Genomic DNA, 15,245 nt, shown 5'->3' with positions numbered 1-15,245 from the left:
TATAATTTAGAAATATAGTTTTTTACTAAATGAGGCATTATCATGTAAGGCAGGTGATATAAATGAAGTTTAGAAGTTTTCTTAAGGATAGAATTACCTATACTGCGGTATATATTATTAGCACTTGTGTAGTTATTCTTATAATGTATTTAACCTTAATAATAAATAGATTGGAAATTCCGATTAGCAATATATTTTATGCTTTCTTAGTTTCTATAGCTTTTTATATGATTTTTTTATTATATGATTATTGTAGAAATAAGAATTTTTATAATCAGCTGAATTCAATACTTAATGCTGAAGAGGATTTGGATTATATACTTAATATAGGTAGTTCTAATAACTCTGAGCAAGAGATTTTTAAAAAGATTTTGTTGAAACTTTATAAGCTTTCAGGGAATAGAACAATAAAGTATGAGGAAGCACATAAACAGTATATCTATTTTGTAAATCAGTGGGTTCATCAGATGAAGACACCAGTATCGGTTATTAATCTTTTACTTCAAGAGCAAGTAAATGAAGAGTCAAGAGAGGTGTTTCAAAGTATATCGGAAGAAAATGAAAAACTAGCTCATGGTCTTGACATGATGCTTTATAATGCTAGGCTTAATGAATTTAATCTTGATTTTAATGTGGAAAGTTTGGATATAATATCTATTGCTAGAAAAGTTATTAATGATAATAAAAAGTCTATGATAAGACATCATATATTTCCTAAGATAAACATTAATAAAGAAGTATCGGTGGAATCAGACAGAAAGTGGATTTACTTTGTGATAAACCAAATAGTTATAAATGCAATAAAATATTCTAAATCTGACTCAGAAGAAAGTAAGTTTATTACCTTCGATGTTATTGAAGAAACTTCAAAGATCACATTATCTATAAGTGATCAAGGGATAGGTATACCTAAAGAAGACTTAAGCAGAGTTTTCAATGCCTTCTTTACAGGAAAAAATGGACGAAAAACCTCTGAATCCACAGGTATGGGGATGCATCTATCAAAGAAAGTTTGCGACAACTTAGGACACGGACTACTTGTAAACTCACAAGAAGGTTTCGGAACTACTTTCTCTATTATATTCTACAAGGGTAAGAACATATTTAACCTTTAATAGTTATATAGTTTTAGCTATCTCATTGTAGAAAATCATATTAATTCTTTGTGAAGCTCATTAAAGTCTCGGAGGAGTGATAGATAAATTTTAACATTAGAAACCTTTCAATATTGTAAGCTTAAAATTATATTTGAAAGAGAAATCGATACCTTGATTTCTCTATTTTTTTTATAATAAGTACATAGGATTAAGGTTAGATCCTAGATAATGTTTAAGAATACTGTTTAAATTAAATCTTTGCAAAGTACATTAAAGCATCGAATGAATAAAAAATTAATTTGAACAGAGTGCTGAAAACTAAAATAGCAACTGAAAGGAAGGATACAATGTCTATATTAAAGGCTGAAAATATAACAAAGATATATGGTGATAAAAGAGGAGGCTTAAAGGTAAAAGCATTAGATATGTTTAACATAAATATTCAAGAAGGAGAATTTGTTGGGGTTATGGGACCTTCAGGAAGTGGAAAGAGTACCCTTTTAAATATCCTTGCCACAATTGATATTCCGTCTTCAGGAGAACTTCTTATAAATGGAGTGAATCCTAGCAAGCTTGATGAGAAAAAATCTGCTTTATTTAGAAGAAAGGAGCTAGGATTTATATTTCAAGATTTTAACCTACTGGATTCCTTATCTATAAAGGAGAATATAATACTTCCGCTTGTACTTGATAAACTTAAGGTTTCAGAAATTGAAAAAAAGGTAGAGGATATTGCTGATCTTTTAAATATAAAGGACATCTTAAATAAAAGACCTTATGAGACTTCTGGTGGTCAGCAGCAAAGAGCAGCTTGTGCAAGAGCGTTAATACATGATCCATCTATAATTCTTGCAGATGAACCAACAGGTAATCTTGATTCAAAGGCCTCTCAGGATGTGATGGAGTCTCTAACTAATTTAAATAAAGAAAAGAAAGCAACTATTATGATGGTAACTCACGATCCTTTTGCTGCTAGTTTCTGTGAGAGAATAATAATGATAAAGGATGGCAAGAATTTTTTAGAAATTGTAAAAGGAGGCAACAGACAGGCTTTCTTTAAGGAAATTATGGACTCACTTACTTTAATAGGAGGACGATACAATGACCTTGCGTAGTATAGCCTTTAAAAATATAAAAGGAAATTTGAATAAATTTGTAATGTATTATTTAAGTAATGCCTTAGTGGTTATGGTGTTCTTTATATTCGCTAATTTTATGCTAAACCCTAAAGTGGGCAAAATTGGTATAATGGGGCAAATGGGTGCAGGAACGCTACGAGCGATGTATCTTTGTGAGATTGTAATACTTGTATTCACAGTAGTATTTACAAACTACTCTATCTCAAGTTTTTTGAAGTCTAGAGAAAAGGAGTTTGGTCTTTTATCGTTATTTGGGCTTACTAAAGGCCAGATAAGAAGTTATGTCATGTTTGAAAATCTTATTGTTTCCGTCTTTTCTATAGCAACAGGACTTCTTTTAGGAGTATTGTTTTCGAAGCTATTTTTTATGGCAGTTTCAGCAATTTTGATATTGGATGCTGAACTTCCGTTAGTTATATCACTTAAAGCTTTGATATTGACAATACTGTGTTTCTTAGTATTGTTTCAAGGAATAGGTTTTATATCAAGCTATAGAATAAAGAATAACAATATAATAGAGTTGCTTAGAGGCGCTAGAGTTGCAAAGCCAGTGCCTAAATTTTCAAGAATAAAAGCAGTTTTATCTATAGTTCTTATTGCAATTGGATATATCTTGGCTCTGTTCTCAAACCAAGCGATAATATTTACTATGTTTCCTATCTTGATAGTTACTGTTGCGGGAACCTTTATGCTGTACTCACAATTCAGCGTGTATTTTACCAATAAACTTCAAAAGAATAAGGAAGTTTTTTATAAGGGCATCAACATGATAACACTATCTCAAATAGTATATAAACTTAAAGATAATTCAAGAATATTATTTACTGTTTCAATACTTTCAGCAGTGACTTTGACTGCTTCTGCATCAGTATACTCTTTTCAAAAGGTAATACAAAAAAATATTACAACCAATTTTCCACAGGACTTAAGCTTTTATGAAGAGGGGGTAAATTCACATCAGGTAATTGCGCCTGAAAGAGTAGAAAAAATTCTTAAAGATGGTGGAGAAGAAATAACATATAAAAATAAAGTTATTCTTATAAATGCTGTTAATGAAGGTTTGTCAGCAGAAGAAACAGCAAAACATAGTACTTTTCCTAATAAAATGAATTTTAATATTATGTCTAATACAGATTATAATGCTCTAGCAAAGGTGCAAAAAACATCGTCTATTAATCTTAAAGCTGGAGAAATATTTATAGATTCCTATAACTTTAACGGTGGTGAGTCAAAAAAACTGTTTGCTGATAAAAGTGAGTTAAAGTTAAATGTAGAGGGAAAATCTACTACTTGGAAGATAAAACAAGAAATTAGTGGGAGCGTAATTAATACTGATGAAAGAAATGCTAGTACAGCTGTAGTAAGTGATGAAGAGTTTAATAAGCTTAAAACTAATATAAAGGATGAAAACCTAAAGGTTTACTATGGATATAGCTTAAAAAATTGGATGAAATCGGCAGATTCAGTATCGAAAATTAAGGGTGAAGTTCCAAAGGAAATGCTTAAAAAGTTCGATGAAAGAGTAACGGATGTGGTAGAGATTATGAAAGGAATGACCTTAACCTTCTTTATAGGGACCTTTATATCAATATTATTTTTTGTAGCAACAGGAAGTATATTGTATTTCAAGCTGTTCAATGAAGTTCAAAAAGATAAACAAGAATTTATAGCGCTTAAAAAGATGGGGTTATCAATAAGTGAAGTAAAGAGAATAGTAAGTACCCAATGTGCGGTGATGTTTTTTCTACCTTTTATAGTTGCCTTTATCCATACTTGTTTTGCTATAAAAGCCCTAAGCAATTTGTTAAAAGCAAATCTAAGTGTATACTTAATGGTTATAGTTGGGGTATATCTATTACTTCAAACAATTTACTATGTATTTGCAAAATCAATGTATGTAAGACAGATTAATAGTTGGGAATAAAACTATAGGGAGAAATCGTCATTATAAAAATATAAAGTTTAAGACCATGGATATAAAGAAGAATATCTTCTTTATATCCATGGTTTTTATTATTTACTGTATAGGAGAGTATATAAATTTTATGATAGCTTTTCAAGTGATCAGGGTAAATCTTTAGGAAATATAGTGAAAAATAAACTTGTGCGCCTGCCTGATTTTAACAATTGTAAAAGGAAAGATAATTTATTTAAATATATTTTGGCTAAAAATATGAGTATTTTCCATCTATTCCGCAAACTATATTATTATAATTCTATTGATAGAGTGGTGATTGTAGTGGCAAAAAAAGCAGGATTTTTAATTAAAATACTATCTTATATTTCATATAAAGATAAAAAACAAGTTAAGGAATTCTACATACCTACTGTTGATGAGCTAAAAGAAGAGAAGGTTAATAATACAGATACTACTTATAATGGAAAAAACAATGACCAGAATAAAAAATCCACTAGTACATTTTCAGGAGTAAATAATAATGATAAAAGACAAAATGATAAAAATGAGACAATAACAACGTCAATTGAAGATAACATTAAATTTATTAATTCAAAATTTAATGCTCCAGTAAATAAAGATATTATTATTCGAAGATTTCTAATAGCAGATAAATATATGGCGTTTATTGCTTATCTTGATGGGGTAGTAGATAAGCAGCTAGTTAATGATTTTATATTAAGGCCATTATTAAATGTTAATGAATTTAAGCAAAAAGAGCAACAATGTCAATTAGAGTACATCCTTGAAAGTATACTTGAAACAAATAAAGCTCAAAAGTTAAATAAACCTAAGGAGGTAATTAATGAGATACTTTTAGGAAACACGGTGCTTTATATTAATGAATGCAATTTCTATGTGACTAATGAAACAAAGGGGTTTCCAGCTAGAGGGGTTGAGAAGCCAGCTATTGAAGGAACTGTAACAGGTGCGCAAGAAGCTTTTAATGAAAGTTTAAGGGTTAATATATCTTTAATAAGAAAAATTATTAAGAATGAGAATTTAACCACAGAATTCTTAAGTATGGGAGAAAGAAATAAAAATCAATGTGCCATTATGTATCTGAATGGGCTTGCAAATCCAGCAATTGTTGATGAGGTGAAAAGGAGAATAGCCAGTATTGAGACTGATTATAATGCAGGGGATGGCATGTTAGAACAATTTATTGAAGATAGTCCTTTTTCTATTGTTCCAACCATATTAACAACTGAACGACCAGACAGAGCTGCATCACACATAGTGGAAGGACGAATTGCTATTATTTGTGAGGATACTCCTTTTGCTAAGATTGTACCAATAAATATTATGTCATTGATTCATAGTCCAGAGGATGCATTTATGAGGTTTCCTTATGGGACGCTTTTAAGATTTGTAAGATTGATTGGTATATTTATTGCGACGCTATTACCAAGTCTATATGTTGCTATGACAAATTTTCATCAGGAGATGATACCAACTGATTTGCTTATTGCAATTGTCAAAGCGAAGGAAAATGTACCGTTTCCTACAATAGTTGAAGTGATTTTAATGGAATTTTCGTTTGAACTTATTAGAGAAGCGGGTATCAGAATACCTGGAATAATTGGTAATACACTGGGGATAATTGGAGCTTTAATCTTAGGGCAAGCAGCTGTTCAGGCTAATATAGTTAGCCCAGTGCTTATTATAATCGTTGCTATCACAGGTCTTGGCAACTTTGCTATACCAAGTTTTAGTTTAGGATTATCAATAAGAGTAGTAAGATTTGGTTTTGTTGTTTTTGGCGCCTTGCTTGGGTTTTATGGAATAACTTGCTTTTTAATGCTAGTGGGTATTCATTTAGTCAGTATTAAATCTTTTGGTGTGCCGCTGTCAGTGCCTGTTTCTCCAAAAGTCTCAAAAAGTAAAGATTATGTTATAAGGTATCCGATATGGCAACAAGAAGAGAGGCCAGATGCCATTAATCCATTGGATAGCAAAAGACAACCGAAGGTTTCTAGAAAGTGGACCTTGGAAGATCCTAACTATAATTACGATAGGGGGGAAGGTGATGATTAAGGAAGGTAAATTTGGAACAAGAGAAGCTGTGAGTCTTACTACCTTGGTATTAATTTCTAAACTTTTTTATACTAGTATAAGTGTGTTGATTAAAACTACAAGCACTTCTGCTTGGTACACCACTTTAATTTCATGCATAACTAGTATAATCTTATTCCTTTGTGTTTCTCAATTAATAAGAAGATATCCAAATAAAAATCTTGTTCAAATATTTGATTTAGTGGTAGGCAGATTTATTGGGAAAACTTTATCACTTATTTTTATTGCTTATTTTATCTTTTATTCAGGTGCAACTATAAGAGAGTTTGTCGAAATGTTAATAGCATATATCTTGCCATATACTCAGCCAAGCATTATTTTAGTTGTATTTTTAGGTGTTGTTATTGCTTATTCATATGTGGGTATAGAAGGAATTGCAAGAATGGCATATATAGGCTTTTTTTGTGTAGTGGTAGGTTTAATCACAATACTTGTATTGCCTTATAAACTTTATGATGTAAGTAACCTGACACCTATAGGTGGATATGGTATAAAAGTGGCATTTACTATGGGACTTTGGAGAACATCAGCCTATAGTGAGGTAATTATTCTTGCATTTATAATTAATTGTCTTCATGGATATGAACAATTCAAGAAAGTAGGATTAATAAGCTTAATTCTGTCTGGAATTGTTATAAGCATCGGTACTGCATGTTCCTTAATGGCTTTTGAATATACACAAGGAAGTGAAAATCTTTCATCACTTTTTCAGCTTTCAAGAGTAATTTATTTAAGCAGATTTCTTCAAAGAATTGAAAGTATATTTATATTTATTTGGGTTATTGCTTCCATAATTAATGTTTCAGTGACCTTTTATTTAGCTATAAGTATATTTTGTAAGGCATTCAATATTCCTAGACATAGGCCTTGTTTACTACCTTTTGCTTACTTAACCTTTATGGTTACACTTATGCCGAAGAATATAAGTGAAGCCACTGAGATTTATATTACACTTATTAGGCAATATAGCATGATAATTACTTACTTTATACCAATATTAGTACTATTAATTGCCATAGTTCGTGGTGAAAAAGGAGGTAAGGTTACTAGTGAAAAGAGTTAGTGTAATGGTAATGATAATTTTCTCAACTTGTTTTCTTTTCCTAGGGTGTACTAAGGATAGTAAGGAAATTGATGATCAGGTATATTCACTTGTTATTGGCTGTGATAAAGGAATTCACAATAAAATTAGGCTTACTATTCAGTTCCCAGTTTATAAAGCAAGTGGAGGAGGTGGTTCTCAAAGTAATAGAAGTACTTCCTCTAATGCAGAAACAAACAATGGTAATACATTATTTGAAACCGTTGAAGCACCTTCTATTTTAGAAGGAATTAATCTCTTAAACGGTGCAACAACTAGAAGGATCTCACTTGTACATACAAAGTCTATAATTATTTCTGAGGCGGTGTCAAGAGAAGGCGTTCAAGACTTCTTAGAACCTATTGCGAGGTTCAGAGAAACAAGAAGAATAATGCAAGTTATTATATGTAGAGGAAGTGCTGAGGAGTTTATTAAAAACAACAATACTTTAATAGGAGAAAGTACAGCAAAAGCTATGGAACTTGCATCTACTCAAGCAAACTATTCAGGATTCTTTCCAGAACAATCTTTTCAAGAATTTTACTCAGGTATGATTTCTCCATATAAGCAACCCTATGCTGTTTATGCTGGCTTAAATGAATTTAAAAGGTTAGAACCATTAGATAAGAAGGGAGCATTACCTATAGGTTCAGATGAATTTTATCCATCTATGCTGAAAACTGAATATAATATGCTACCAGGAGAAATGCCAAGAAATGGAAATAGGAAACTAGAATTTATGGGAACGGCAATTTTTAATGGAAATAAGATGGTAGGCTATTTGAATCCATATGAAACTAGGTATTTACTTATGGTAACAGGTAAATTCCAAAGAGGTTTCTTCACAATAGAGGATGAGAAAAGTAAAAAACATGCTATAGTGTTTGATTTTCGATTAGGAAGAAGACCTAAGATAACTGCATATTTTAAAGATAACATACCTATTATTAATGTTAAATTGAATATTGAAGCAGATGTTGGAGCTATTCAAAGCAGAATTCCTTATGAAAGATTGGATAAAATTGAAGAGTTAAATATGTCAATAGAGCATCTTGTGCAAAAAGGAGTCTCTGATGTTATAAGGAAAACTCAGGAAGAATACAATACCGATATTTTTGGATTTGGAAAAAAGGTGGCTAGAAATTTTTATACTGTCACAGAATTTGAGGAGTATAACTGGTTAAAACATTACAAAGATGCAAAAATAAATGTTGAAGTTGATGCCAATGTAAGAAGGACAGGAATTATGTCCAAATCTTCGCAAATTAGAAATAATGAGAACACGATAATAAGTGGAGGAAATTAATATGAAGGTTTTACTGCTGCTATTTATGTTAGCAAGTTGTTTTTATACATGTACTTATGGGATGAACTTGTTGAAGAAGTATAATAATAAGCTTGGTGGAATTGCTGTTATAGCTCTTGCTATATTGGGAACTTGTATTCCTGCATTTGTGTTGTTTAGTAGATAAAAAATCAAGTGAATAAAATACACCGATACTATAATTAATATCGGTGTATTTTATTATATAGATATACCAATTTCAAATAAAGTCTATTTATTAAGCCTTATTTTGATAGATTTCGAATTGAAATGATACATCTTTAATAGAACAATATTTAATAAATATATAAAAAAAGAAGTGCATATCTAAAAAAAGAGGTGTTGTGAAATATTACAGTAGTATCTATAATGTATCGTAAATGTAGTGAATTGTGACATGTAATGGAAAATAAATCACATTAATAATCGAATTTAAGTTGCTTTAACTGTAGGTGAAAGTTTAATAATCACTTTAATTGTTACTACGGATTCATAAGTTTATAGTTTAATATTTAGACAATAACAAGATATATTACAAAAAGAAGCACAAAAGTTATAATTATGGAATAAGCAAAATTAGAAACTTATAATACAGCAATCTTAAGATAATTAAAGTCATGTCATGAGAAGGAAAAGAAAGAATGGAGGGATTTATGTAATCGTTATAATTGGATTAAGTCATAATATATTCCTAAATATAGAGGAGAGAATCTATGAGTAAATTTATGAGTTCTAAAGGTAAAAAGTCAAGAAATAGGGTCAAACGTGGAGTAGGCATATTTATGGCAGGACTATTTGTACTTGGAGAGGTTGGACTAAGTCCTGCATTAGTAGCACTTGCGAACACCACTTCAACTACTACTAATGCTATAACTAGTAAAGTGACTGCTGCCTTAGCTGCTGCTGTTGGTAGCGAACTCGCATTGAATGATCAATTTGCATTAAAAAATGGAGATTTTTCAAATGGAATGACAAAATGGTCAGATTTCGTACAAGGCAGATATGATGGTTGGGATAAGGTTACAGGAGCAAGTGTACAAAATGGAGAACTTAAGTATACAGTTTCAAGTATTGGTAACAACCCTTGGGATGTTATGTTGATGCAAAATGATTTTAAGATGTACGCTGGACAAACTTATGTTGTATCTTTAGACATAAGGTCAACTGCTGCTAGAAACGTTGAAATTGTAGTTGACGATGCTAATGGAACAAGATATATTTCTAAAAATGAAGCTATTACAGCAACCAAAAAAACTTTAAGCTATGAGTTGCCAGTTACTGCAGATATTACTACTTCCTTTAAGGTGCTTTTAGGTAAGGTTGATGGAAATGGAACCTTAGCAGCCCATGATGTATATGTGGATAATGTAAGAGTAGAGGTAAAGGGAGCAAGAGATAAGGCCTTTTTACTTAAAAATGGATATTTTACAGATGGAACAAACAATTGGACTGAATTTGTACAGGGAAGAAGTACTGGAGCTGATACTGAAACAAAGTATGTAGTAGAAAATGGAGGTATGAAATTCCATGTAGCTAATGTGGGTAGTGTTGCAGGAGATGTAAGCCTTTCTCAAGGAAATCTTTCTTTAGTGAATGGTAAGACTTACACTGTATACTTTAATGGAAGATCTACTATTCCAAGAAATATACAAGTAGTTGCAGCAAATTCAACAAATACTCGTTACTTGGACAAGACACTTAAGTTAGACAGTTATGTTCAGACTTATAGTTTTGATTTTACAATGGGCAAAGATGATGTAGCAGCTTTAAAATTCTTGCTTGGAAAGGTAGATGCTACAGCAATTGGTGTTCATGATGTATTTATAGATAATGTTAGATTTGAATTAAAAGGAGCAAAGGATGCAGCTGGAGAAGCAGCTGATGCTACAGATAATATACATCTTCCATCAGGCCCAGTGTTGTCGCCTGATGCAGATAAAAATGAATTAGGTCAAGATATAAAGATAACCTTTGCTGATAATCTAGCATGGAGAAACGCTATAACTGAACTTACTATTGATGGAAATACAATAGCTAGTAGTAACTATACAAAAGGTGTAGGATATATACTCATAAAGGCAAGCCAATTCACTCAGTTAAAGGATTATGCTATAGCTGTAAGAGCTAATGGCTATGAAAAAACAGATGTTGCACAGTCTATACAAGCGAAGAGCGATTGGTCTTTAGTATGGGATGATGAATTTGATGGTTCTGGTACTAATGTTGATACCAATGGTGTTAACTTAGATAAATGGGCATATCAAAACGGAACAGGTGCAGAATTCGGTTTAGATGGATGGGGAAATAACGAAAAGCAATATTACCAAAAGGAAAATATAAAAGAGCAAAATGGTAGCTTAGTAATTGAAGCAAAACCAGAAGCTAAAAATGGAAAAACTTATACCTCAGGAAGATTATGGACTAGTCCTACCTTTAATCAGAGATATGGAAAGTTTGAAGCTAGAATGAAGCTTCCAAAGGGACAAGGCTTCTGGCCAGCTTTCTGGATGATGCCAAAGGATAATGAATACGGAACTTGGGCATCCTCAGGTGAGATTGATATTATGGAAGCAAGAGGCCGTGAACTAAATAAGGTAGATGGTACAATCCATTATGGAAAGCCATTCCCAAATGACAAGGCAACTGGAGCTTCTTACAACTTCCCAACAGGCCAAGATATAACTGGTTTTCACACTTATTCAGTAGAATGGGAACCAGGAGAAATCAGATGGTATGTGGATGGAATTTTATATCAAACTACAGATAATTGGTTTAGCCAAAGTGAAGGACAACCAGATAAAAATTCTTACCCAGCACCTTTTGATAAACCATTCTATATAATCTTAAACTTAGCAGTTGGCGGTAACTATGATGGTGGTAAAGAGCCAGCTTCAAGTGATTTTCCTGCAAAGATGGAAGTTGATTATGTACGTGCTTACAATTTAACTGGAAGAGGATATAAGCAGCCAGTAGAGCCAGTGCTTGCAAAGGATACCCTTCCAAGTAATGCTAAACAGCCTATAGATGGAAACTATGTACATGATATTAACTTTAATCAACCAATTACAGAAGTTACAACAGGAAGCTTAAATACTGAAAATTGGAACTTTGTTCATGTACCAGATGCAGGAGGAGCAGGTAGTGTAGCTATAGACACAATTAATAATACAAGATTTGCAAAGGTTAATATTGCAAATGCAGGCACTCAAAACTATGCACTTCAGCTCATACAAAACATCTCTTTAGCAAAAGGCAGATATTATAAATTGACCTTTGATGCAAAGGCAGCAGCCAGCAGAAATATGAGTATCAAATTTGGTGGTGGTGCTGATAAAGGTTGGGGCGTATATTCAGATAATTTTGATGTTCCACTAAAAACTTCATTACAAAGCTATGAATATAGATTCCAAATGCAGTCTGCAACAGATATAGCTGCTAGAATGGAATTTAATATGGGAACTAATAACAGCGCAGTATGGATAGGTAATGTTAAGGTTCAAGAAGTAGATGCTTTATACGATTCAAATGCAGCTAAAACTCCTTTAGATGATGGAAATCATGTTTATAATGGAAGCTTTAAGCTAGGAACAATGCAGCGTATGGCCTTCTGGAACTTCAATACAGCTTCAGCTACTGCAACAGCTTCTGTAAATCCAGATACTACAGAACTAGGAGTAGTAATTTCTAATGGTGGTACTACTAGAGAAGCTGTACAGTTAGTTCAAAAGGGAATAAATCTTCTTCAAAACGACACATATCAATTGACCTTTGATGCTAGAGCTGCTGCAGCTAGAGACATGGAAGTTAAATTCCTAAGTAAAAATGGAGCAACAGTATATACTGCTAATACTTTGAATTTGACAACTACAAATGCAAAGCAAACTATTACCTTCACAATGCCAGCAGGGGTAACTGATACTGAAGGACAACTTGTATTTAACCTAGGGGGAAAGAATATAAATGTTTACTTAGATAATATTAGTTTAATACGTACAACAAACAATAATGTTGATTACTCAGTAATAGATTTATTCCCACTTAAAAATGGTGATTTTTCACTTGGATTAAATAAATGGGAACAATTCCTTCAAGGTGGAGCAGCTACCTATGATGGATCAAATGGAGAGGCGAAGATAAGTGTTTCAAATCTTGGTGGTGAAGCTTGGAATGTAATGTTAAACCAATCCAATCTAAAACTATTTAAGGGATATGACTATATTCTATCTTTTGATGCTAGATCTTCAGTAAATCGTGATATACAGGCTACTTTAGAAAATGCTTCTTATACAAGAAGGCTTGATACAGGAGCAATAGCAGTAACTCCAACTAGTAAGCATTTTGAATACAACTTTAGAGTATCAGCTGATGATACAGTTGCACTTAAATTCTTACTTGGAAAAACTCCTCAAGGAGCAGTTGGAGATGTATTTATAGATAACGTAGTTTTACAAATAAAAAATCCTCCAGTGAAAAAACCTCCAATGCTTGTAGCAGATTCTACTACTAATAATGTAGGTCAACCAATCGATATAGCAATTGGACAAGATTCTAGCTGGGGAAGTGCTGTTACAGCTGTTAAGGTTAACGGTACTACTTTAGCAAAGAGTTCATATACACTTACTGCTGGAAAGCTTTCGATAGTACCAGGAGTATTTACTACTGAAGGCAGCTATACTGTTACAGTGGAAGCTACTGGATATGACAAAACAACAGTTACTCAAACAGTTTATTCGGCTGATGGCAACATGGTGTTGAATGGTAACATGGCATTAGGCAATACTAATTGGGAGTTCTGGAACAATGCACCTGACTGGTCAAGCTATTCTATTGCAAATGGAGTGGCTAATATAAAGATTAATTATCACGGTGCAAAAGATAATGAGTGGAAAGTACCATTTAGCTGGTCTACTCAATTTTCTCAAAAGAATATACAGCTATCAGCAAATAAGACTTATGAATTAAGCTTTAAGGCATGGTCTACAGTTAACCGTCCAATAATAGTTGAATTGACTAATTATCAAGGGAGTCCAAAATTAAACTTTAATATTACTTCAGATCAAAATGCAGTTTATAAATACACTATTAAACCAACTCAAGATACAACTATGAATTTAACTTATCTGCTTGGTTATATTGAAGACGGAACAAATGTTACACCTACTGGAGAGCACAATATATACATTGATGATGTAAGTATAAAGGATGTAAATAGTACTCAAAATCCAGCACCTACAACTAATTTAGCATTAAATAAAAAAGGCAATGCCTCAACAAATGTTCAACCTGTTCAAAACGCTTTTGATGGTAACGCAGGTACAAGATGGGAGTCAGAATCTTCAAATACACAATGGATTTCAGTAGACTTGGGTGGATTATATAAGCTTGATAGAGTAGACCTAAACTGGGAAGGTGCTTATGGTAAAACTTATAAAATTCAAGGTTCTACTGTAGCAAACCCAACAACAGACAGTGATTGGACTGACCTTTATACAGAAGTAAATGGAAAGGCTGGAGTAGTCTCAAGTAAACTTTCAGGACAACAAGTAAGACATGTAAGAATATATGGCTTAGAAAGAGGAACTATATGGGGATACTCATTATGGGAATTTGAAGTATACGGAACAGCGGTATCATCAACTTCTGCAGATAAGACTGCTTTAAACTCTAAGATTACAGAAGCTCAAGGAAAGGTTCAAGCAGATTACACAGCAGCTTCTTGGTCAACTCTTCAAAATGCACTAACAAATGCAATTACAATAAAAAATAAAGTTGATGCTACACAAGCTGAGGTTGATAATGCAGTTACTACTTTAACAGCAGCAATAAATGGTTTGATTAAGGCAACAGTAGCAACTGAAAATATTGCTTTAAACAAAACAGCAACTGCATCTTCAGGAACTACATCTTTTGCTTTCGATGGTGATAAAGGTACAAGATGGGAATCGGCTTTCAATGATACTCAATGGATAGAAGTAAATCTAGGAGATCTTTGCACTTTAGATAAGGTTGTGCTAAACTGGGAAGCAGCTTATGGTAAGCAATATAAGATACAAGTTGCAACAGTAGCAAATCCTACTGAAGCTGATTGGAAGGATGCATATACAGAAAACAATAGTGATGGTAATATAGATGAAATCCAAATGAATAAGGTTCAAGCAAGACATGTAAGAATGTATGGAACTTTAAGAGGCTTGCCTCCATATGGCTTCTCTTTATGGGAGTTTGAGGTATATGGAACTAAGTAATAAAAAATAACCTAAGAGAAAAGAGATTGTAAGCTGAGAATATCAGAGTACAATCTCTTTTTCTTTTGAAGAGGTTAAAGCACCTGAGGTATGAAGAAGATATAAAAAAAGCACTGCATATCCAAAAAAAGTGACGTTGTAAATGTTTTAACAGGTACCTATAATTTATATGGATAATAGAACATTATGACATATCTGTAGTATCCTTTACAATTATAAACTCAAATCTAATCTTTATCATAATATTTAGCATCACTTATATTTAACTTTATCGGTATCTTTAGATGTACCACTTCAATCTGAAAACTATTTTCAAAACTCATCTG

General features: G+C 32.4%; 8 protein-coding genes. All 8 read left to right on the top strand.

Features of this window, described 5'->3' with window-relative positions:
• The first annotated feature begins 62 nt into the window (after positions 1-62).
• The 8 genes from J3477_RS07895 (at position 63) to J3477_RS07860 (ending at position 14,919) form a co-directional block, all read left to right on the top strand.
• Complete coding sequence (locus J3477_RS07895) at positions 63-1,115, top strand: sensor histidine kinase (protein ID WP_206869180.1); 1,053 nt, start codon at positions 63-65, stop codon at positions 1,113-1,115.
• 329 nt (positions 1,116-1,444) lie between these two features.
• Positions 1,445-2,212 carry an ABC transporter ATP-binding protein gene (locus tag J3477_RS07890; protein WP_206869179.1) on the top strand — a complete coding sequence of 256 codons (768 nt, stop codon included), beginning with the start codon at positions 1,445-1,447 and terminating at the stop codon, positions 2,210-2,212.
• Entirely contained in the window at positions 2,199-4,160 is a 1,962-nt protein-coding gene (locus tag J3477_RS07885; protein ID WP_206869178.1) for an ABC transporter permease, read from the top strand. The genes J3477_RS07890 and J3477_RS07885 overlap by 14 nt, the downstream gene beginning before the upstream one ends.
• A 315-nt stretch (positions 4,161-4,475) precedes the next feature.
• Positions 4,476-6,230, top strand: a complete 1,755-nt coding sequence (locus J3477_RS07880; protein WP_206869177.1) for a spore germination protein — start codon at positions 4,476-4,478, stop codon at positions 6,228-6,230.
• Positions 6,223-7,332 carry a GerAB/ArcD/ProY family transporter gene (locus tag J3477_RS07875; protein ID WP_206869176.1) on the top strand — a complete coding sequence of 370 codons (1,110 nt, stop codon included), beginning with the start codon at positions 6,223-6,225 and terminating at the stop codon, positions 7,330-7,332. Before J3477_RS07880 ends, J3477_RS07875 begins: the two co-directional genes overlap by 8 nt.
• Positions 7,319-8,656 (top strand): Ger(x)C family spore germination protein, encoded by a 1,338-nt coding sequence (locus J3477_RS07870; RefSeq protein WP_228731233.1) that lies wholly within the window; start codon positions 7,319-7,321, stop codon positions 8,654-8,656. Before J3477_RS07875 ends, J3477_RS07870 begins: the two co-directional genes overlap by 14 nt.
• 1 nt (position 8,657) lies before the next feature.
• On the top strand, positions 8,658-8,822 hold the full coding sequence (locus J3477_RS07865) for a hypothetical protein (protein WP_206869175.1): 165 nt from the start codon (positions 8,658-8,660) through the stop codon (positions 8,820-8,822).
• A gap of 565 nt (positions 8,823-9,387) precedes the next feature.
• Entirely contained in the window at positions 9,388-14,919 is a 5,532-nt protein-coding gene (locus tag J3477_RS07860) for a carbohydrate binding domain-containing protein (RefSeq protein WP_206869173.1), read from the top strand.
• The last annotated feature ends 326 nt before the right edge of the window (positions 14,920-15,245 follow it).

The organism is Clostridium zeae, from assembly GCF_017312485.1.
GTDB classification, from domain to species: Bacteria; Bacillota; Clostridia; order Clostridiales; family Clostridiaceae; genus Clostridium_AR; species Clostridium_AR zeae.
The sequence above is the reverse complement of the archived record's forward strand: the minus strand, read 5'-3'. Positions and strand labels throughout refer to the sequence as shown.